A 19,917-nucleotide genomic window follows, 5' to 3' on the forward strand; every position below is an offset into this window, starting at 1 on the left:
CGCCGGCCGGCCCCGTGATCGGATCGGTTCATGATCGACTTGCGTGTACGGGCCGCGACGCCCGACGACCTCGACGCCGTCCTCGCCTTCTGGAAGGTGGCCGCCGAGGGCACCAGCATCAGCGACGACCGTGCGGGCGTCGAGCGGCTGGTGGCCCGTGACCCCGAGACCCTGATCCTCGCCGAGCTGGACGGCGAACTGGTGGGCACGGTCATCGCCGGCTTCGACGGCTGGCGGTGCCATCTGTACCGGCTCGCGGTGCACCCCGAGCGGCGGCGCAGGGGCATCGGCTCGGCACTGCTCACCGCCGCCGAGGAGCGCTTCGTACGGCTCGGCGGGCGGCGCGGGGACGCGATGGTGCTCGTCCGCAACGAGACCGCCCAGCATGCGTGGCGGGCGGCCGGGTACGCGCCCGAGGAGAAGTGGCGCCGCTGGGTGAAGCCGCTCGGGGACTGACGGTCCTTTGCCGGTCCTTTACCATGGGTGGACCCGTCAACCTCTACGGAAAGGTTGTGAGCGTCCGCCCATGGGCGAGCCTCCCAGTACCCGCCTCGGTACACCTCGTACCCGAGCCGGTGCACGACATCGCGCGATCCTCCCGCCCCTGTCCGACCATGGGACGGAGGTGACCCGATGACAGAAGTGCTCCTCCTTCTGGTGGCGGTGCTGCTCTCGCTGATCTGTGGTGCCTTCGTCGCCGCCGAGTTCTCCCTGACGACGGTCGACCGGGGCCGGCTGGAGCGGGCCGTGGAGCGCGGCGAGCGGGGCGCCGCCGGCGCCCTCAAGGCCGTACGGAACCTGACGTTCCAGCTCTCCGGGGCCCAGCTCGGCATCACCGTCACCAACCTGGTGGTCGGCATGCTCGCCGAGCCGTCCATCGCCAAGCTGATCGCGGGCCCGCTGGAGGCGGTCGGCATCCCGGCCTCCGCGTCGAGTTCGGTGGCGCTGGTGATCGGTACGGCGCTGTCGACCGTCGTGCTGATGGTGGTCGGCGAGCTGGTGCCCAAGAACTGGGCGATCTCCGCGCCGCTGCCGGTGGCGAAGAAGGTGGCCAATCCGCAGCGCTGGTTCAGCGCCGCGTTCCAGCCGTTCATCACCCACCTCAACAACACCGCCAACCGTCTCGTACGGCTCTTCGGCATCGAGCCCGCCGAGGAGCTGGCCTCCGCGCGCGGCCCGCAGGAGCTGGCGGCCCTCGCCCGGCACTCGGCCAAGGAGGGCGCCCTGGAGGCGGACACCGCCGAACTGTTCGTGCGCACCCTGAACCTGGCGGACCTGACCGCGGAGAACGTGATGACCCCGCGCGTCCAGGTCATCGCCCTGGACGCCCAGGCGACCTGCGAGGACGTGGCGAACGCGACCCGGGCCACCGGCCTGTCCCGCTTCCCCGTCTACCGGGGCAGCCTGGACTCGGTGGTCGGCACCGTGCACATCAAGGACGTGCTGGCCGTGCCCGCCGAGCGCCGGCTGCGCACCTCCGTCGCCGAACTGCTGCGCGAACCGCTCCTCGTCCCCGAGTCCCTGACCGTCGACCGGGTCCTCGACCGGCTCTCCGGCAAGCGCACGATGGCCGTCGTCATCGACGAGTACGGCGGCACCGCCGGTGTCGTGACGCTGGAGGACATCGTCGAGGAGGTCGTCGGCGAGGTGCGGGACGAGCACGACCCGCACGAGACACCCGACCTGGCACCCGTCGGCACCGACGAGGACGGCCGCGAGCTGTACTCGGCCGACGGCTCGGCCCGCACCGACCAGCTGGCCCGCGTCGGCCTGCGCGCGCCGCACGGGCCGTACGAGACGCTCGCGGGTCTCGTCGCCACCGAGCTGGGGCGTATTCCGGCCGTCGGTGACACCGTCGAGGTCGTCGGCTGGCGGATGGACGTGGTGGACGCTGCCGGACGCCGGGCCGCACGCGTGCTGCTGCACGCGCCGACCGCGTCCGACGAGGAACAAGACGAGCACCGGACGCGCGAGGGAGAGACGCGATGACCGCCGTCCAACTGCTGATCGGTTTCGCGACGCTGGTCGTCAACGCCTTCTTCGTGGGCGCCGAGTTCGCGCTGATCTCGGTGCGCCGCAGCCAGATCGAGCCGTACGCCGAACAGGGCGACCGGCGGGCCCGCAGCGTGCTGTGGGGTCTGCAGCACGTGTCCGCGCTGATGGCCGCCGCACAGCTCGGCATCACCCTGTGCACGCTGGTCCTCGGTGTGGTCGCGGAGCCCGCGATCGAACATCTGCTGGAGCCGGTGTTCCACGCGATGGGTGTACCGGAGGGCGCGGGGCACGTGGTGTCCTTCGTGATCGCCCTGACCCTCGCCACCTATCTGCACATGCTGCTCGGCGAGATGGTGCCGAAGAACATCGCGCTCGCGGAGCCGGTGCGCAGCGCGCTGCTGCTCGGCCCGCCGCTGGTGACGCTGTCGCGCGGGCTGCGTCCGGTGATCTTCACGATCAACGCCTTCGCGAACACCCTGCTGAAGCTGATGCGGATCGAGACGAAGGACGAGGTCACGGCGGCCTTCTCGGACACCGAACTCGCCCGTCTCGTCGCGGACTCCAGCGAGGCCGGACTCATCGACGACCGCGCGCAGGAGCGGCTGCGCGACGCGCTGGAGCTGGGCCGCAGGCCCGTGCGCGATGTGGTGCTCCCGCTGGAGCGGGTCGTGTACGCGGGGATGGGGGTCACCCCGGAGGAGCTGGAGGGACTGTCGGCCGAGTCCGGGTTCTCCCGCTTCCCCGTGGTCGACGAGGGGCGCCGGATCGTGGGCTATCTCCATGTGAAGGACGCACTCGACACGACGCCGCGCGATGTGCCGTTCTCCGTCCGGGACATGCGGTCCATCGCCCGGGTCCGGGAGACCACCCCGCTGGACGACGTGCTCACCGCGATGCGCCGCAGCCGGACGCACCTGGCGGCCGTGCTGGGCGAGGACGGCCGACTGGCCGGGATCGTGACCATGGAGGACGTACTGCGGGAGCTGCTGGGTCAGCCCAGCGTGTGACGAGGGCCGGCCCAGCGTGTGGCGAGGGTCAGGCGAGTGTGCGGGGAGGGTGACCGACCGCTGGGTATGTGCACGGGGTACCATTTCTGTCGCCATGCAGACGAATCCCAGCCACTCCGGCCCCACCTACTCCAGCCTCGTCACGGTCGGCGACTCCTTCACCGAGGGCATGTCCGACCTCCTCCCCGACGGCTCCTACCGGGGTTGGGCGGATCTCCTCGCGGGCCGCATGGCCGCACGGACGCCCGGCTTCCGGTACGCCAACCTCGCGGTGCGCGGCAAGCTGATCGGCCAGATCGTCGCCGAGCAGGTGGGGGTCGCGGCGGCGATGCGGGCGGATGTGATCACGCTGGTCGGCGGCCTCAACGACACGCTCCGGCCCAAGTGCGACATGGGCCGGGTGCGCGGTCTGCTGGAGGAGGCGGTGGAGCGCCTCGCGCCCTCCTGCAAGCAGCTCGTGCTGATGCGCAGCCCCGGCCGTCAGGGCCCGGTCCTGGAGCGGTTCCGGCCGCGCATGGAGGAGCTGTTCGACTGCATCGACGAGCTGGCCGCCCGGCACGGCGCCCTCGTCGTCGACCTGTACGGCGCGCCGTCGCTGGCCGACCCCCGGATGTGGGACGTGGACCGGCTGCACCTGACGGCCGAGGGGCACCGCCGGGTCGCCGAGGCGGTCTGGCAGGCGCTCGGCCAGGAGGCGGAGGACCCGGAGTGGCGCACGCCGATGCCTGTCACTCCGCCGCCCGGCTGGACCGCCCGCCAGGTGGCCCACGCCCGGTTCGCCCGCCAGTATCTGCTGCCGTGGATAGGCCGCCGCCTCACCGGCCGCTCCTCGGGCGACGGCCTGCCGGCCAAGCGACCCGAGTTGCTGCCGTACGAGGGCCCGCTAGCGTAAGGAACCGCCGTACCCGCACCGGGAGGCCCACGTGTCCACGACAGTGATCAACCTCAAGGGCCGTATCCGCGACTTCGGCCCCCGGCTGGAATTCGCCCCCGGCGACCTCGTGTACATCGGCCGCCGCTGGACCATGGGCCACTGGGACCTGCCGCGGCACCCGCTCTTCAACCCGTTCCAGTACGACACCGAGAAGAAGAAGCGCGACGGGACCCGGGCCGAGGTGATGGCGAAGTACCGCGAGTACCTGACCTCCGACCCCGACCTCATGGCCCTCGTACCGCAACTGCGCGGCAAGACCCTGGCCTGCTGGTGCGCACCGGAGCCGTGCCACGGCGACATCCTGGCGGAGCTGGCGGACGCCCCGGACCGGCCCTCGTAGGTTCCTCCGAAGAGACCCTCGGCGCTCACCTGCGCGAATCGCCAGTAGAATCCGTACACGTGACTTCTGCGCCAGCCAAGCCCCGCATCCCGAACGTCCTCGCCGGACGTTACGCCTCCGCCCAGCTCGCCACGCTCTGGTCGCCCGAGCAGAAGGTGAGGCTGGAGCGGCAGCTCTGGCTGGCCGTGCTGCGGGCCCAGAAGGATCTCGGGATCGAGGTGCCGGACGAGGCGCTCGCCGACTACGAGCGGGTCCTCGACACCGTCGACCTGGCCTCCATCGCCGAGCGCGAGAAGGTCACGCGGCACGATGTGAAGGCGCGGATCGAGGAGTTCAACGACCTCGCCGGGCATGAGCACGTGCACAAGGGCATGACCTCCCGCGACCTCACCGAGAACGTGGAGCAGCTGCAGATCCGGCTCTCCCTGGAGCTGGTCCGCGACCGGACGGTGGCCGTCCTGGCGCGCCTCGGCAAGCTGGCCGGTGAGTACGGCGAGCTGGTCATGGCGGGCCGCTCGCACAACGTGGCCGCGCAGGCCACCACCCTCGGCAAGCGCTTCGCCACGGCCGCCGACGAGCTGCTGGTGGCGTACGGCCGGGTCGAGGAGCTGCTCGGCCGGTACCCGCTGCGCGGTATCAAGGGCCCGGTGGGCACGGCCCAGGACATGCTGGATCTGCTGGGCGGGGACGCCGCCAGGCTGGCGGAGCTGGAGGACCGGATCGCCGGACACCTCGGCTTCGCACAGGCGTTCACCTCGGTCGGCCAGGTCTACCCACGCTCGCTGGACTACGAGGTCGTCACGGCCCTCGTCCAGCTGGCGGCGGCGCCCTCCTCCATCGCGAAGACGATCCGGCTGATGGCCGGGCACGAGCTGGTGACCGAGGGCTTCAAGCCGGGTCAGGTCGGTTCGTCCGCGATGCCGCACAAGATGAACACGCGGTCGTGCGAGCGCGTCAACGGCCTCATGGTCATCCTGCGCGGGTACGCGTCGATGACCGGCGAGCTGGCCGGCGACCAGTGGAACGAGGGCGATGTGTCGTGCTCGGTGGTGCGCCGGGTCGCGCTGCCGGACGCGTTCTTCGCGCTGGACGGTCTGTTGGAGACCTTCCTGACCGTGCTCGACGAGTTCGGCGCGTTCCCGGCCGTCGTCGCGCGTGAGCTGGACCGGTACCTCCCCTTCCTGGCCACGACCAAGGTGCTGATGGGCGCGGTGCGCGCGGGTGTCGGCCGTGAGGTCGCGCACGAGGCCATCAAGGAGCACGCCGTCGCCTCCGCGCTCGCCATGCGCGAGCAGGGCGCCGAGCGCAACGAACTCCTCGACAAGCTCGCCGCCGACGACCGCATCCCCCTGGACCGTGACCGGCTGGACGCCCTCATGGCCGACAAGCTCTCCTTCACGGGCGCCGCCGCCGACCAGGTCGCCGTGGTCGTCGCGCGGATCGAGGAGATCGTGAAGCAGCGCCCGGAGGCCGCCGGCTACACGCCGGGAGCGATCCTCTGACCCGCTGGACCCGGGCCGAACTGGAGGCCGCCCGCGACCGGCTGGTGCCGGATGTCACCGCGGACGGCCTCCGGGTTCTTTTCTGCGGCATCAACCCGGGGCTGATGACGGCCGTCTCCGGCCACCACTTCGCCCGGCACGGCAACCGCTTCTGGCCCGTCCTGCATCTGTCCGGCTTCACGCCCCGGCTCCTCAAGCCGTCCGAGCAGGGCGAGTTGCCGTCGTACGGGCTCGGCATCACCAATGTCGTCGCCCGCGCCACGGCACGCGCCGACGAGCTGACGCCGGAGGAGTACGTCGAGGGCGGGCGGCTGCTGACCGCCAAGGTGGAGCGACTCCGGCCGCGCTGGCTCGCGGTGGTCGGCGTGACCGCGTACCGGGCCGCGTTCGGCGAGCGCAAGGCCGCGGTCGGGCCGCAGGAGCGGACGATCGGGGACGCGCGCGTGTGGGTGCTGCCCAACCCCAGCGGGCTGAACGCGCACTGGACGGCGGCGGCCATGGCGGAGGAGTTCGGACGGCTGCGGGTGGCGGCGGACGCCTGACGGGCCGGCGCGGCGCCCCGCCCCGCTGGTCAGGGTGGGTCGATCTCCGTTATCAGCGCGACGAGTTGGTACGGCAGCTCCTTGTCCCACTGGGAGACGCCGAGCGCCACCCAGCGGCCGTGGCCGTCGGCCCGCCACAGGTGTACGTCGGGGACGTGGGAGCTGAGCGGTCCCCAGGGCTCGGGTATGTCCTCACCGTCCGTCGAACGGTCGAGCACGCTCCGGAGGCTGAACACATCGGGGGCACCCCACCGCGCGGCGAGCCGCTCCGACAGTGCGTCCCGCTCCGCCTCGTACTGCTCCTCGGCCTCCTCCCGCCGCGTTCCGTCGTCCTCCCAGAAGTCCGTGCTCGTCTCTAACTCGGCCATGTGCCAGCCCGGTCCGGCCGTGCCGGCGTCCGAGCGGCCGGGCTCCGCAGGGAAGTCCTCGGAGCACAGCCGCTCGATGACGGCGAGATGCTGCGTGATGCTCATGAGGTCCAGTAAAGCGGGCACCACTGACAATTGGCACGGCGTCAGGAGGCCGGGGCCGCCCCATCCGCCCCGGCGGACGCCGCGGATGGGGCGGTCGTGAGCCCGGCGGGCCGCTGACCCGCGGTAGGAGCCGGCGGGAATCCCGAGGATCGGCGGCGGGCAGGGTTCCGCAGGTCGCGGGCGCCCGGATTCCGCAGGTCGGGGGCGCCAGGCACTCGCCGGGGTCCGTCGTGGCGGGTACCATCCGGCGGACATGGGCGCGAGCTGGGAGGACAGGCGTTGGGGCGACTGACCGGCGGGGATCCCTCTCTGCTTCGAAGAATCAACTCGGCCGTGGTGCTGCACGCGCTGCGGGCCACGGACCACGCGACCCTCACCGAGATCACCAGGGTCACCGGGCTGTCCCGGCCCACGGTCGAGGGCGTCGTCGAGGGGTTGGTCGAGGCCGGTCTGGTGGTCGAGCGGGCCGCCGAGGAGGGCGCCGCCCGACGGCAGGGGCGCCCGGCGCGGCACTACCGGTTCCGGGCCGAGGCGGGCCATCTGCTGGGGCTGGACGTGGGCTCGCACCAGGTGACCGCGCTGCTCGCGGACCTCGACGGGCGGGTGCTGGGCTCGCTGTCCAAGGACGTCTCCGAGTCGGCGTCGGCGGACGACCGGCTGGAGCGGCTGCGCTCCACCGTCGCCGAGCTGCTCCGCAGGTCGGGCGTCTCCCGGGGCTCGCTGCGGGCGGTCGGCGTGGGCAGTCCGGGGGTCATCGAGGCCGACGGTGCCGTACGGCTGTGCGCGGCCCTGCCACAGTGGACGGGCCTGAATCTGGGTGAGCGGCTGAGCCGTTCCTTCAAGTGCGCCGTCCTGGTCGAGAACGACGCCAACGCCGCCGCCGTCGCCGAGCACTGGAAGGGCGCCGCCGCCGAGTCGGACGATGTGGTGTTCGTGCTGGCGGGGCTGAGCCCGGGCGCCGGTTCGCTGATCGGCGGGCGGCTGCACCGGGGGTACGGGGGCGCGGCCGGTGAGATCGGCGCGCTGCATCTGCTGGGCCGCGAGGCCACCCCGGAGGCGCTGCTGTCGACCACGGACGAGCCGCTGCATCCGCTGGACGAGCAGGCCGTCGCCGAGGTCTTCAAGCACGCGCGCGAGGGCGACGAACGGGCCCGTGAGGCCGTCGACCGCTTCATACAGCGGCTCGTCCACGACGTGACGGCCCTCGTCCTCGCCCTCGACCCCGAACTCGTCGTCGTCGGCGGCTGGGCGACCGGCATCGACGACGTCCTCGACCCCCTCCGCCACGAACTGGCCCGCTACTGCCTCCGCCCGCCCCGCGTCGCCCTCTCCCGGCTGGGCGAGGCGGCCGTCGCCATGGGCGCGCTCCGGCTGGCCCTGGACCATGTCGAGGAACAGCTGTTCGCGGTGGAGGGCACGGTCACGGCACGCCGCTGACCGACACCGCGTACGGGTGCGGGTACTGGTACGCCGCGCCCCTCGGATGTCCGAGTGCGCGTACGAGAACGCCGCGCTCCGGATGTCCGGAGCGCGGCGGGTGCGGCTCGAAGGGGGCGTGCGGCTCGTCAGGAGGCGCGGCGCTCCGGGCCGTGGTGGATCTCGACGTCGCCCGAGGTGCCGAAGGTCAGGCGGCACGTGTCAGCACGGTAGGTGGCCAGGGAGACGGCCGCCGTGCGTCCCTCCGCGTAGAAGCGGGTGGTGACGACGAGGACGGGCGCACCGGGCAGCCGGTCGAGCTCCTTGGCGTCGTCCGCGCGCGCGGAGCCCAGTTCCACCGAGCGGTCCTGCCCCTCCAGCTCCAGGCGCTGCAGCTCACGCAGCACGGCACGCGCGCGTGCGGCACCGGAAGGAGTGTCTATGGCGGAGAGGGCGGGCACCGAGTCCGCCGGGATGTAGAGCAGTTCGGCGGCTACGGGCTGGCCGTGCGACATCCGGGAGCGGCGCACCACGTGCACCTGCTCGCCGTGCACGCTGTCCAGGATGTCGGCGACCGCGACGGGCGGTGCCGAGTCCACGCAGTCCACGGCCTGCCACGCGTCGCCGACGGTGCCCGGCCACGCGTGCTGTTCGGTGCCGACCGCGACCCCCACGCGCGGGGGCGCCACGGTGGTGCCGACGCCGCGACGGCGCTGCAGCCGGCCCTCCAGTTCGAGCTGCTCCAGCGCTTGGCGGAGGGTGGCCCGCGCGACGCCGAAACGGGCCGCCAGATCACGTTCGTTGGGCAGGATCTCCCCCACCGAGAACTCGGAGTCCAATGCCTCAGTGAGCACGGTCTTCAGATGCCAGTACTTCGGTTCCGGCACCGATTCCAGCTGCTGGGTCCCCACCCTGTCCTCCGCTGCTTCGCCGTGGCCCGGCGGCGTTTTTGGCGCCCTTGTTTATTAAAGGTTGTTGCACTTTCTTGCGACCATAGGCCTGCCCCCACCCTTGGTCAAGACCAATCATCGAACCCTCAGGCATTCGACAGGTCGGACGCGACACAGCGTTCATCGAGCCTTCACGGTCGTACGACGGGCCGTCGTACGACCGTTGACAGGGCGTCGCTCGGCGCCGCGCGGTCTACGACACCGCCGTGAGCGCGAGCAGCTTCTCCGGGTTGCGCACGACGTAGACGCACTGCACGCGCCCGTCGGCGACGTCGAGTTGCAACACGCTGTCGACCTTGTCACCGGCCAACAGGACCACCGCGAGGCCGCCGTTGATCTCCATGAAGCGGAACGCGGCGTCCGGGATGCCCTTGCCCGCCGCGCCGTGCAGGAACCGTCCCACCTTGTCGGCGGTTTCGAGGACCCGCACCGGTGCCTTGCCGATGCCGCCGCCGTCGCCCACCAGCCGGACGTCGGGGGCCAGCAGCGCCATGAGCCCGTCGAGGTCACCGCCGGTCGCGGCGGCGAGGAACCTCTCCGTCAGCTCTCGGCGTTCGGCGGGGTCGACCTCGTAGCGCGGGCGCCGCTCGTCGACGTGCCGCCGGGCCCTCCCGGCGAGTTGGCGCACCGCGGGCTCGGCGCGGTCGATCATGGCCGCGATCTCGGCGTACGGAAAGCCGAAGGCCTCCCGGAGCACGAACACCGCGCGTTCCAGGGGCGAGAGGGACTCCATGACGACGAGCACGGCGAGGGAGACGGTGTCGGCGAGGACGGCCCGCTCGGCGGTGTCCGGGACGGTGGCCCCGTAGTCGGTGACGTACGGCTCCGGCAGCCAGGGGCCGGGGTAGGACTCGTTGCGCGACTGCACCTGGCGCAGCCGGTCGATGGCGAGCCGAGTGGTGATCCGGACCAGATAGCCGCGCGGTTCGCGCACCTCCGACCGGTCGGCGCCGGACCAGCGCAGCCAGGCCTCCTGGACCACGTCCTCCGCGTCGGCGATCCTGCCGAGCATGCGGTAGGCGACTCCCATGAGGACGGGACGGTGCTCTTCGAAGACGTCGGTCGCGATATCGGTGGTCACCCTTCCATCCCAACCCGAGGGACACCGCCCTGTCCAGGCGATTCCGGGGACGCGCGGCGGCTTGTTACCCACAGGGACTACCCGCCGGTAGCAGTTGCTGACAAGCTGTCTATGAACGCCGCACGTCAGCGCGCCCCCTCCCAGACGAGGAGCTGCACCATGTCCGCCGCCACGGTCTCCTTCCAGGTCCCCACCCCGCTCGGCCCGCGGCCCGTGACGGTCTCCTACGCGCGCGAGGGCGCGGGCGAGCCGCTGCTCCTGCTGCACGGCATCGGCCACCACCGGCAGGCCTGGGACCCCGTGGTCCACATCCTGGCGGCCGAGCGCGAGGTCATCACCGTGGACCTGCCCGGCTTCGGCGAGTCCCCCGCGCTGCCGGACGGCCTCACCTACGACCTGCCCACGACGACCGCCGTGTTCGGCGCCTTCTGCGAGGCCCTGGAGCTGGACCGCCCCCATGTGGCCGGCAACTCCCTGGGCGGCCTGCTCGCCCTGGAGCTGGGCCGCGAGAAGCTCGTACGGTCCGTCACGGCCCTCTCCCCGGCCGGATTCTGGAACGAGGCCGAGCGGCGCTACGCGTTCGGGGTCCTGCTCACCATGCGGCACATCTCACGGCGGCTGCCGCTGCCCCTGGTCGAGCGCCTGTCCCGCTCGGCGGTCGGCCGTACCGCGCTGACGAGCACCATCTACGCCCGCCCGAGCCGCCGTTCACCGGAGGCGGTGGTCGCCGAGACGCTCGCGCTGGCCGGGGCCACCGGGTTCGACGAGACCCTCCGGGCCGGCGGCAGCGTCCTGTTCACCGACGACGTCCCCGGGCTGCCGATCACCGTGGCCTGGGGCACCCGGGACTGGCTGCTCGTCCGCCGCCAGGGTGTCCGCGCCAAGCGGGTCATCCCCGGCGCCCGTCTCGTGCGACTGCCCGGCTGCGGCCACTGCCCCATGAACGACGATCCGGCCCTGGTCGCCCGCGTCATCCTCGACGGCAGCCGCTGACCCGCTCGCGACGGCGGGCCTCGCCTCGCGGCGGGTCAACGCCCCCGATCCCAGGGCGACTCCGGCGCCCACCAGCGCGCTGCCGACGGCCTGGGCGGCACCGTAGGAGCCGGTGCCGACGAGCGGGGCCGTGCAGGCGGCGGCCACCGGGATGAGACCGGAGAAGAGCGTGGCGCGCTCGGCGCCGATGCGCTGCACGCCCATGTACCAGCACACGAACCCGACCACCGTGACGACCGCCGCCTGCCCCAGCAGCGCGGCGGTCTCCGTGCCGTCCGGGCGGCGCAGCCAGGACCCGCCGTCGACGGCGAGGCCGACGACCGCCGACTCGACCGCCGCCACCCCGCAGACGGCCGCCGACAGCAGCCTCGGACCGAGCGGTCGCAGCACCGGCACCGCAAGCACCGCGAACCCGACCTCGCCGGCCAGCGCGCACACCGAGAAGGCGATGCCCGCGCCGTCCGTCCGCCCCCAGCCCTGGACGGTGAACGCGCCGGCCGCGACCAGCAACGCCCCGTGGACGACGAGGCGTTGCGGGCGGCGGCCCTCCAGCAGCGGCACGAGGACGGCCACGACCACCGGGGCGCAGCCCACGAGGACCCCCGGTACGGCCGGTTCCGCCGTGCGTTCGGCGGCGATCACGGCGACGTTGAAGCCGACCGTGCCGACCGCCGCGAGCAGCCCCAGCCGCGCCCACTGCCGTGCGGTGAGGCGGCGCAGGGGTGCCGTGCCGCCCCGGCCGAGGAGCGGGAGCAGGAGGAGGCAGGCGAAGCCGTAGCGGAGGAACTGGCCGCCCGCGTACGGGTAGTCGCCCAGGACGCTGTTGGCGGTGAAGGAGCCGCCGACGAGCACGCAGGCGAGGGCGGCGAGGAGCGCGCCACGGCCGGCGGGGGCGGCAGGGGCGGCGGACTCGGTGGGCGGGGTGGACGGGGTGGACGGGGTGGGCGTGGGCTTCATGGTCGCGACGCTAGGGAGGCGGGCGGCCCGGTTTAAGGTCCACTTCCATGACGTCATCGGGGACCAATCCGGAGTCCGCCGCCTGGGCAGCCGCCTGGGAGCTGCTGCTGCCGGTCGCCGACGCGTCCCCACGCGCGCGTGGGCGCACGTTGCAGGCGGCGCTGCGGGAGGCGATCCGGTCGGGGCGGCTCGCGCGGGGCACCCGGCTGCCGTCGAGCCGGGAGCTGGCCGCCGATCTCGGGGTGTCGCGCGGCCTGGTGACGGACGCGTACGAGCAACTGGTCGCGGAGGGATATCTGCGCAGTGGCCGGGGTGCCGGGACCTGGGTGGGCGCCGCCGTGCGGGCCGCCCCGCCCCGCGCGTGTGACCTCGCTCCGCGCTCCCCCGGTGCCCGCGCCGACTTCGTGCCCGGGACGCCGGACCTGTCGCTGTTCCCGCGCGCCGCGTGGGCCGCGGCGCAGCGCGGGGTGCTCGCGGAGCTGCCGCACCGGGCGCTGGGCTACCCGGATCCGCGCGGGCTGCCCCGGCTGCGCACGGCCCTCGCCGAGTTGCTCGCCCGGCGCCGGGGCGTGGTCGCCGATCCGGAACGGATCCTCGTCGTGTCCGGCGTGGCGCAGGCCACGACCCTTCTCGGATTCGTGCTGCACGCACGCGGGACGCGTGTCGCCGGTGTCGAGGACCCGGGCAGCCCCGAGCACGCGACGCTCTACGCCGCCGCCGGGCTGGACACCGTGCCGCTGCCGCTGGACGCGGAGGGGATCGCGCTCGGGCCGCTGCGGGAGTCGGGGGTGCGGGCGGTGGTGACGACGCCCGCACACCAGTTCCCGACGGGGATCGCGTACTCCGCGCGGCGGCGGGGCGAGCTGCTCGACTGGGCGCGGGCGGTGGACGGGCTGATCGTCGAGGACGACTACGACGGGGACTTCCGCTACGACCGGGCGCCCGTGGGCGCCCTCCAGGGGCTCGATCCCGAGCGGGTCGCGTACACCGGGTCCGTCAGCAAGTCGCTCGCGCCGGGGCTGCGGCTGGGGTGGCTGCTCGTGCCGGCGGCGCTGGCGGAGGAGGTGGTCGAGCGGAAGCGGACCATGGATCTCGGGCATCCCACCCTCGATCAGGCGGTCTTCGCGCGGTTCGTGGAACGGGGGGACTACGACCGGCAGTTGCGGAGGTGCCAGCGGGCGTATCGGGAGCGGCGTGATGTGTTGGTGGCCGCGCTCGCCGAGAGCTTTCCCGGGGCGGAGGTGTCGGGGATCGCGGCGGGGTTGCATGTCATCGTCTCGCTGCCGGGTCGGTACGGGCCGGTCGAGCGGCTTCTGGCTCGGGCTGGGGGTGCGGGGGCCGCCGTGCGGGGGTTGGGGCAGTACGGGCGGGTGCCGGAGGAGGGGGGTCGGGTGCGGCTGGTGCTGGGGTACGCGCATCTGTCTCCGGCGCGGATTCGGGAGGGGGTGGGGGTGCTGGCGTCGGCGGTCGGGTGACCGTGGTCTTCCTCGCCCCCGCCGCCCCTACCCGTCCCATCCCCGGGGGCTGCGCCCCTTCGACCCCATCCCCATCTGCGGGTGGGTGGGGGCCGATCGCGCAGTTCCCCGCGCCCCTTGAAGGGCCTGCGGCCCTTTTCGGGGGCGCGGGGAACTGCGCGATCGGCCCCCACCCACCCGCACCCGACGACGCGCCGAATCACCCGGACATGACGTGGCGTCGGCTTTCCGTGCGGGCCGGACAGTTGTTCACTTGTCGTTTCCGTGTGCGCTGCGGCGTACCAGTAGTTGTGGCAGTGCACATTGGCCGGATCCGTCACTGGAGGCGCATTCATGTCACACCGTCCGCCGAGTCCCCTGCCCGGTCGCCGCAGCGTGCTGCGCGGCTCGCTCGCCGCGTCGGCGGCGCTGGCGCTGCCCGGTTCCGTCGCGCTCGGTTCGGTACCGGCGCTGGCCCTGTCGGGGCGGCCCAAGGCCGGGTGGGGTGTGCAGACCGGTGACGTGAGCGCGCACTCCGGGCTGGTGTGGGTGCGGTCCGACCGTCCGGCGCGGATGATCGTCGAGACGTCCGCCACCGAGTCGTTCCGCCACGCGCGCCGATGGCACGGCCCGCTCCTCGGCGCCGACACGGACTTCACCGGTACGACACGGCTCGACGGTCTGCCGTCGGGCGAGCAGATCCACTACCGGGTGCTCCTCGCCGACCCGGACGACCCGCGCCGCACCGGCGAACCGGTCACCGGCACGTTCCGTACGACCTCGCTCAAACGCAGGACCGGGGCGCGGTTCGTGTGGTCGGGCGACCTGGCCGGGCAGGGCTGGGGCATCAACCCGGACCGCGGCGGCTACCGCATCTTCGACGCGATGGGCGCGCTGGACCCGGACTTCTTCCTGTTCAGCGGCGACACCATCTACGCCGACGGGCCGATCGCGGCGACGGCCGCGCTCCCCGACGGCAGCACCTGGCGGAACATCACCACCGAGGAGAAGTCCAAGGTCGCCGAGACGCTCGCCGAGTTCCGGGGCAACTTCCGCTACAACCTCCTGGACGAGAACCTGAAGCGGTTCAACGCCCAGGTCCCGGGGATCGTGCAGTGGGACGACCACGAGGTCACCAACAACTGGTACCCGGGTGAGATCCTCACCGACACCCGGTACACCGAGAAGAGCGTGGACGTGCTGGCGGCACGGGCGCGGCGGGCGTTCAGAGAGTACTTCCCCATCTCCACGCTGCGGCCGGGCGCCCGGGAGGGCCGGGTGCACCGCGTGCTGCGCCACGGTCCCCTGCTGGACGTGTTCGTGCTGGACATGCGCACCTACCGCAACGCCAACTCGCCCGACACACAGACCACCGACCCGGTCGGCATCCTCGGCGCCGAGCAGCTGGAATGGCTCAAGCGGGAGCTGTCGCGGTCGCGTGCGGTGTGGAAGGTGATCGCCTCCGACATGCCGCTCGGACTGGTCGTGCCGGACACCGGGGACGGCAAGCCGAACATCGAGGCCGTGGCGCAGGGCGACCCGGGCGCGCCGCTCGGGCGCGAACTGCAGATCGCCGAGCTGCTGCGGTTCGTCAAGCACCGGAAGATCACCGGCACGGTGTGGCTGACGGCCGATGTGCACTACACCTCGGCGCAGCACTACCAGCCGTCGCGGGCCGCGTTCACCGACTTCGAGCCGTTCTGGGAGTTCGTCTCCGGCCCGCTCAACGCCGGTGCCTTCCCGGCGAACGCGCTGGACAACACCTTCGGACCCGAGCGGGTGTTCGTGAAGGCGCCGACCGCCGCGAACGTGTCGCCGGCGGGCGGCTACCAGTTCTTCGGCGAGGTCGACATCGACGGCCACAGCGGTGAGTTGACGGTCCGGCTGCGGGAGCAGGACGGGACCGTGCTCTACACGAAGGTGCTGCATCCGGGGCTCGTCGGACAGTAAGCCGCAGGCCGTAACCCTCAGCCCGCAGCCCTCAGTCCTCAGCCCTCAGCCCGCAGCCCGTACGACATGAGCCCCTGACCCTCGCGTTTGCGCAGGTCAGGGCGATTGTCAGTGGTCGCGCCTACGGTTTTCCCATGACGCGATCTCTACAGGCCGTGGCCTACACGCGACCCTCCGTGCTGGAGTCCGTGGCGGGCGGACGCCGGCTGGGGCTGGAGACCTCCCGGGGTGCGACCCCGACGGGGGTCGAGGACCATCCGCGGTTCTTCTCGGGCTTCCTGACCTCCCCTCAGGTGGCGGCGGCCGGGCTGCTGGCGGTGGCCGACGTGGCGACGGCGCGGTACTTCCAGCAGCAGCTGCGGACCTCGCTGGATCCGGTGGTGACGGGCAACGGGGACCGGCTGCGGTTCGAGTCCTTCTCGGGCTGCGGCGGGGTCTACGCCCGGCTTGACGTGCTGGAGCCGGGCCTGGACGGCGGCGAGGTGGGGCACGGCACGACCAACGTGGACGTCAACAACCCGCTGCGGGAGGCGCTGTCCCGGCTCGGCGGGGACGATCCGCTGCATCTGCGGGTCGGCCCCGAGGAGTTGGCGGTGACCACCCTGGACGGTCCGGTCGTGGAGAAGAAGGTGCCGCTGCCGGACCGCTGGCTGCGCGGTTTCGCCGAGGCCCAGGTGACAGCGGCCGGGTTCGATCTGCGGGCCGAGCTGCCCGCCGCCGAGGCCGTGCGGTTCCTGCGGTCGCTGCCGCGCGGTGGCGCTCGCGGGGCCTCGCGGGGCGCCCAGTGGGTCGTGCCCGCCGGACGCGCCCTGCGGCCGACGACCCGGCCCGTCCTCGGCGCGGTGTGTCTGCCGGGCCCGGAGCGGCTGGTCGCCCTGCGGCGGGTGCTGCGCCATGCCACGGCCCTGCGTGTCTACGGCCCGCCGGCCACCGGGGAAGCCGCCCTGGCCAGTGCCTGGGAGGTCGTGCTCCCCGGGATGCGGCTCACCCTCACGCTGTCCCCGGAGGCCGCGCGGGGCTTCTCCGGCGAGGGCGGTGTGCTGGAGGCCCTGGCCACGGACGAGGCGGCCGAGGACGCGGAGCTGATCGGGGTCCTGCTCGCCTGGGAGCCGCGCGTAGACGTCGGCGACCTGGCCGCCTCCTCCGGCCTGCCGGCCGAGCGGGTGCGGGCGGCGCTGACCCGGCTGGGCACCTCGGGACGCGTCGGCTACGACACGGCGGAGGCCGCGTACTTCCACCGCGAACTCCCCTACGACGCCGACCGCGTCGAGCGCCACAATCCACGGCTGCGCTCGGCCCGCGCCCTGGTGGCGGCCGGGGCGGTCTCCTTGGACGGCGACGTCGGCACGGTCACGGCCGAGGACGGCCATGTCCACCGGGTACGGGACAGCGCGGGCACCCTGACCTGCTCCTGCCTCTGGTGGGCGAAGTACCGGGGCGGTCGCGGCCCCTGCAAGCACGCGCTGGCGGTGCGCGTGGTCCGCCGGGGCGCGACGGCGGAGCGGGACGACACAGAGGCCGACGCCGGACGGGGCGGGGCACGGAACGACGGGGGTGCGCGATGACTGCGGGGTCGGGGTCGCTGATGAGGGCGGTGCGGTCGGGGAACATGAGTGACCTGGTCGCGCTGGTGGACGGGATGACGGACGCCGAACGGCGGGCGTGCGTGCCGGAGTTGAAGCAGTTGCGGAAGGAGCTGCGGGCGGAGCCCTGGAGTTCCCCGGCCCAGCGCGCGTATCCGACGCTGCACGCGGCCGGTGCCGCCTGCCAGACCGGTGCCGCCGCCGTGGCGGCCTGGCTCACCGGGTCCGAGCTGCGCTGGCGGCAGGCACCGCCACCGGTCCTGATCGAGGTCCTGGGCGACCGTGATCCCGCCTGGCTCGCCGAGGTCGTGCGCCGCCTGGCGGAGCGCCCGCTCTCGGCCGACGTCCCGTACGACCTGATGGCCGGCCTCGTACGGCTCGCGGGCTGCCCCGTGCCCACCTCCGAGGCCTATGTGCGCGGCTGGATGGACCACATCGGGCGGGCGCGCCGGCAGGCCGGGACGGTCATCGGGAACCTGCGGAACGACCCGCATCTGGCGGAGCTGGTGGCCGCGCTGTTCGAGACCGAGGAGATCGGCGCCCGCAGCAACTGGCGGTACGGCGTCGGGCTCAACGACTGGACGTACGCGCTCACCCAGCTGACCCGGGAGGGCCTCCTCGACCGCAAGGTCATGGTCGACGGGTGTGTGGCCCGGCTGCTGCGCGGCGGCGGCTCCACCGCGGACAACAAGGTCTTCCTGGGCCTGCTGACCGCGCTCGACCTCACCCGCGACGAGCGGTGCGAGCGGATCGCGGACTGGACGGCGCTGTGCGCCGACGCGCCCTCCACGGTGGCCGCGCACGCGCAGTCGGTCCTCGCGGGCTTCGCGCTGGACGGCGCGTTGGGGTCGCGCCGGTTCGCGGAGCTGTCCGGCGCGGTGCTCTTCCGCACCGAGAAGAAGCTCGTCCGGGCTCAGCTCGTCCTGCTGGGCAAGGTGCTCAAGGCGGACCCGTCCACGGCGGCCGAGCTGCTGCCGGTGGCCGCCCAGGCGTTCGGGCACGAGGACACGGAGGTGCAGGAGAGGGCGCTGAAGCTGATGGAGCGCCACCTCGGCGATCTCGACGAGGACGGCGGGGCGAGCCGGGCGCGGGACGAGATCACCGACCTCGCCGCCCAGTTGAGCCCGGGGCCGCGTGTCCGGGCCCTCCGGCTCCTCGGTGCCCCGGGGGCCGAGGAACCCGCCACCGAGGTGTACGAGGAGCTGCTCCCGCCCGTGCCGTCGCCGACCCGGCTCGCCACCGCGCCGGAGACGGTGACCGAACTGGCCGAGGAGATCGGTGCCCTGCTGGCCTCGGAGGGCGGGGTCGGCGCGTTCGAGCGGGCCTTGGACGGACTCGTACGGCACGCGCACCGGGACCGGGACGCGCTGGTGGAGGCACTGGGCCCGGCGGCGGCCGGACGCTGGTGGACGGACATGGACGCGGGGCCCGTCGACAAGTACTTCCGGGAGTCGCCCCACGGTCTGGAGATCGTCGTCGCGACGCTCTTCGAGCGGGTGCGCACCGACACCCTGCGTCCGGCGCGCAACCGGGCCGACGAGTCGGCGGGTTGTGTGCACAGCGGTCTGGCCTGGTCGTTCGACGCCCGGCTGCGGGAGATCGCGTATCGGATCCGGACCGAACCGCTGCCGTTCCTGCTGGCGACACCCACCTGGAGCACGGGTTCGCTGGCGGCGGCGGACCTGGTGGAGCGGCTGGACGTCTACCGGCGGTCGGGTGCCCGGCCGGGCGAGGCGGACTTCGCGCAGGCCCTGCTGCGGGTGCGGCGCGACGACCCGTCGGCGCTCGCCTCCGCCGCGACGGCGGCCCGGAAGCTGGGCACCAGGGAGGGCGACCGGCTGGCCGAGTGGCTGCTGACCGACGTACCGTCGCAGCCCGTCGAGCGGAGCCGTACGGCCGGGCCGAGGAGGCTCGTGGAGTTCGGTGAACTGCCGGAGATGCGGGGCGAGTCGTTCCCGCCGGAGTTCCGTCGGCTGGGCCGTCCGTCGTCCGTGTACACGGACCGGTACTACTGCCCGCACGGGGACGACGACGAGTGGAAGCACTGGCTGGCGATGGTGCCGGGACGGCCGGAGCTGGTGGCGGGACGCGTCCTGCGCGATCTCTCCATGGCCACCATCGAGGACACCCGCGGCGGGTACGGGTTCCTGCCGGCGCTCGCCGAGGCGGAGGGCGAGGCGGGCCTGGCCGTCCATCTCTGTGTGGCGTACGGGCTGGGCGCGCGGCGGGCCGAGGACCGGCTCGCCGCCGTGGACGCCCTGCTGGTGCTGGCGGCGCGGGGGCGGCTGGACGCGAGGCGGCTGGGCACCGATCTGGGGGCGCTGGCGGTTCTGGGGAGTGTGAAACCGGCGCGGCTGGCCGAGGCGACACGGACGGCGGCCTCGACGGGGGCGTACGGCACGGCCTGGTCGGTGCTGCGGGAGGCGCTGCCGCCGCTGCTCGCCGTACTCGCGGACGGGCAGGGGGCGAAGCCGGCTCCGGCTCCGCGCGGTCTCGGGGATCTCGTGGGCGTCGCCGCCGAATGCGTGGAGCGGTCCGGGGCGCGCGGGGAGCTGCCGTATCTCGCGGAGGTCGCGGAGCGGCGGGGCTCGTCCCAGCTGGTGTCCCAGGCCCGGCGGCTGCGCGCGACGCTGGAGGAGACGGCCGTCTGACCTCTGCGGTCACGATGGGCATCGGTTCCGACAGCACCAGTCATACAAAATGCAACAAAAGGTGCGGAACGATGCTTTTACCGGTCAGT

Annotated in this window: 16 protein-coding genes and 1 pseudogene; 13 read left to right on the plus strand and 4 right to left on the minus strand. The window is 73.1% G+C overall.

The genetic code is table 11. The annotated features are described in order from the left end of the window. Positions 1-30 precede the first annotated feature (30 nt). The 7 genes from F9278_RS05850 (at position 31) to mug (ending at position 6,320) form a co-directional block, all read left to right on the plus strand. The gene (locus F9278_RS05850; protein ID WP_152167305.1) at positions 31-456 is read left to right on the plus strand and encodes a GNAT family N-acetyltransferase; all 426 of its coding nucleotides are present in this window, start codon (positions 31-33) and stop codon (positions 454-456) included. A 177-nt stretch (positions 457-633) separates the two neighbouring features. Then, complete coding sequence (locus F9278_RS05855; protein WP_152167306.1) at positions 634-1,989, plus strand: hemolysin family protein; 1,356 nt, start codon at positions 634-636, stop codon at positions 1,987-1,989. Next, positions 1,986-3,002, plus strand: coding sequence for a hemolysin family protein (locus tag F9278_RS05860; protein ID WP_152167307.1), 1,017 nt, complete (start codon positions 1,986-1,988; stop codon positions 3,000-3,002). The genes F9278_RS05855 and F9278_RS05860 overlap by 4 nt, the downstream gene beginning before the upstream one ends. Positions 3,003-3,096: 94 nt before the next feature. Beyond that, positions 3,097-3,894, plus strand: coding sequence for an SGNH/GDSL hydrolase family protein (locus F9278_RS05865; RefSeq protein ID WP_152167308.1), 798 nt, complete (start codon positions 3,097-3,099; stop codon positions 3,892-3,894). A gap of 31 nt (positions 3,895-3,925) precedes the next feature. Further along, positions 3,926-4,276, plus strand: coding sequence for a DUF4326 domain-containing protein (locus F9278_RS05870; protein WP_152167309.1), 351 nt, complete (start codon positions 3,926-3,928; stop codon positions 4,274-4,276). 59 nt (positions 4,277-4,335) lie between these two features. Next, the gene (gene purB / locus F9278_RS05875; protein ID WP_152167310.1) at positions 4,336-5,778 is read left to right on the plus strand and encodes an adenylosuccinate lyase; all 1,443 of its coding nucleotides are present in this window, start codon (positions 4,336-4,338) and stop codon (positions 5,776-5,778) included. Between the two features lie 44 nt (positions 5,779-5,822). Next, the gene (gene mug / locus F9278_RS05880; protein WP_152167311.1) at positions 5,823-6,320 is read left to right on the plus strand and encodes a G/U mismatch-specific DNA glycosylase; all 498 of its coding nucleotides are present in this window, start codon (positions 5,823-5,825) and stop codon (positions 6,318-6,320) included. Positions 6,321-6,349: 29 nt separating this feature from the next. Here mug and F9278_RS05885 read toward each other — a convergent pair whose 3' ends face one another. After that, positions 6,350-6,793 carry a hypothetical protein gene (locus F9278_RS05885; protein ID WP_152167312.1) on the minus strand — a complete coding sequence of 148 codons (444 nt, stop codon included), beginning with the start codon at positions 6,791-6,793 and terminating at the stop codon, positions 6,350-6,352. 279 nt (positions 6,794-7,072) lie between these two features. Between F9278_RS05885 and F9278_RS05890 the strand changes: the two genes are divergently transcribed. Continuing rightward, positions 7,073-8,230, plus strand: a complete 1,158-nt coding sequence (locus tag F9278_RS05890; RefSeq protein WP_152167313.1) for an ROK family transcriptional regulator — start codon at positions 7,073-7,075, stop codon at positions 8,228-8,230. A gap of 128 nt (positions 8,231-8,358) precedes the next feature. On the opposite strand, the gene F9278_RS05895 is transcribed toward F9278_RS05890, so the two are convergent. Together F9278_RS05895 and F9278_RS05900 are read right to left on the minus strand one after the other, a co-directional pair. Further along, a complete protein-coding gene (locus F9278_RS05895; protein ID WP_152167314.1) occupies positions 8,359-9,120 on the minus strand; it encodes a GntR family transcriptional regulator in 762 nt (253 codons plus the stop codon). A gap of 232 nt (positions 9,121-9,352) precedes the next feature. Continuing rightward, positions 9,353-10,240: an RNA polymerase sigma-70 factor gene (locus tag F9278_RS05900; protein ID WP_152167315.1), complete on the minus strand. Its 888-nt coding sequence runs from the start codon at positions 10,238-10,240 to the stop codon at positions 9,353-9,355. Between the two features lie 159 nt (positions 10,241-10,399). On the opposite strand from F9278_RS05900, the gene F9278_RS05905 reads away from it, so the two are divergent. Further along, a complete protein-coding gene (locus tag F9278_RS05905; protein ID WP_152167316.1) occupies positions 10,400-11,233 on the plus strand; it encodes an alpha/beta fold hydrolase in 834 nt (277 codons plus the stop codon). Positions 11,234-11,296: 63 nt separating this feature from the next. Here the strand turns inward: F9278_RS05905 and F9278_RS05910 are convergent. Continuing rightward, positions 11,297-12,247: pseudogene (locus tag F9278_RS05910) on the minus strand (DMT family transporter); the annotation flags it as partial. Between F9278_RS05910 and pdxR the strand changes: the two are divergent. From pdxR to F9278_RS05930, 4 genes are all read left to right on the plus strand, one after another. Beyond that, entirely contained in the window at positions 12,238-13,665 is a 1,428-nt protein-coding gene (gene pdxR / locus F9278_RS05915; protein ID WP_152167317.1) for a MocR-like pyridoxine biosynthesis transcription factor PdxR, read from the plus strand. The pseudogene F9278_RS05910 and the gene pdxR overlap by 10 nt on opposite strands. Before the next feature lie 333 nt (positions 13,666-13,998). After that, complete coding sequence (locus F9278_RS05920) at positions 13,999-15,594, plus strand: alkaline phosphatase D family protein (protein ID WP_152167318.1); 1,596 nt, start codon at positions 13,999-14,001, stop codon at positions 15,592-15,594. 134 nt (positions 15,595-15,728) lie between these two features. Then, positions 15,729-17,159, plus strand: a complete 1,431-nt coding sequence (locus tag F9278_RS05925) for an SWIM zinc finger family protein (protein WP_152167319.1) — start codon at positions 15,729-15,731, stop codon at positions 17,157-17,159. 44 nt (positions 17,160-17,203) lie between these two features. Further along, complete coding sequence (locus tag F9278_RS05930; RefSeq protein WP_450371725.1) at positions 17,204-19,828, plus strand: DUF7824 domain-containing protein; 2,625 nt, start codon at positions 17,204-17,206, stop codon at positions 19,826-19,828. Positions 19,829-19,917: the final 89 nt, after the last annotated feature.

The sequence above is a fragment of the Streptomyces phaeolivaceus genome (assembly GCF_009184865.1).
Taxonomy (GTDB): Bacteria; Actinomycetota; Actinomycetes; order Streptomycetales; family Streptomycetaceae; genus Streptomyces; species Streptomyces phaeolivaceus.

Coding starts and splice junctions, on each gene's coding strand:
- F9278_RS05850 (WP_152167305.1), top strand. CDS start 31: ATGATCGACTTGCGTGTACGGGCCGCGACGCCCGACGACCTCGACGCC.
- F9278_RS05855 (WP_152167306.1), top strand. CDS start 634: ATGACAGAAGTGCTCCTCCTTCTGGTGGCGGTGCTGCTCTCGCTGATC.
- F9278_RS05860 (WP_152167307.1), top strand. CDS start 1,986: ATGACCGCCGTCCAACTGCTGATCGGTTTCGCGACGCTGGTCGTCAAC.
- F9278_RS05865 (WP_152167308.1), top strand. CDS start 3,097: ATGCAGACGAATCCCAGCCACTCCGGCCCCACCTACTCCAGCCTCGTC.
- F9278_RS05885 (WP_152167312.1), bottom strand. CDS start 6,793: ATGAGCATCACGCAGCATCTCGCCGTCATCGAGCGGCTGTGCTCCGAG.
- F9278_RS05905 (WP_152167316.1), top strand. CDS start 10,400: ATGTCCGCCGCCACGGTCTCCTTCCAGGTCCCCACCCCGCTCGGCCCG.
- pdxR (WP_152167317.1), top strand. CDS start 12,238: ATGACGTCATCGGGGACCAATCCGGAGTCCGCCGCCTGGGCAGCCGCC.
- F9278_RS05920 (WP_152167318.1), top strand. CDS start 13,999: ATGTCACACCGTCCGCCGAGTCCCCTGCCCGGTCGCCGCAGCGTGCTG.
- F9278_RS05925 (WP_152167319.1), top strand. CDS start 15,729: ATGACGCGATCTCTACAGGCCGTGGCCTACACGCGACCCTCCGTGCTG.
- F9278_RS05930 (WP_450371725.1), top strand. CDS start 17,204: ATGAGTGACCTGGTCGCGCTGGTGGACGGGATGACGGACGCCGAACGG.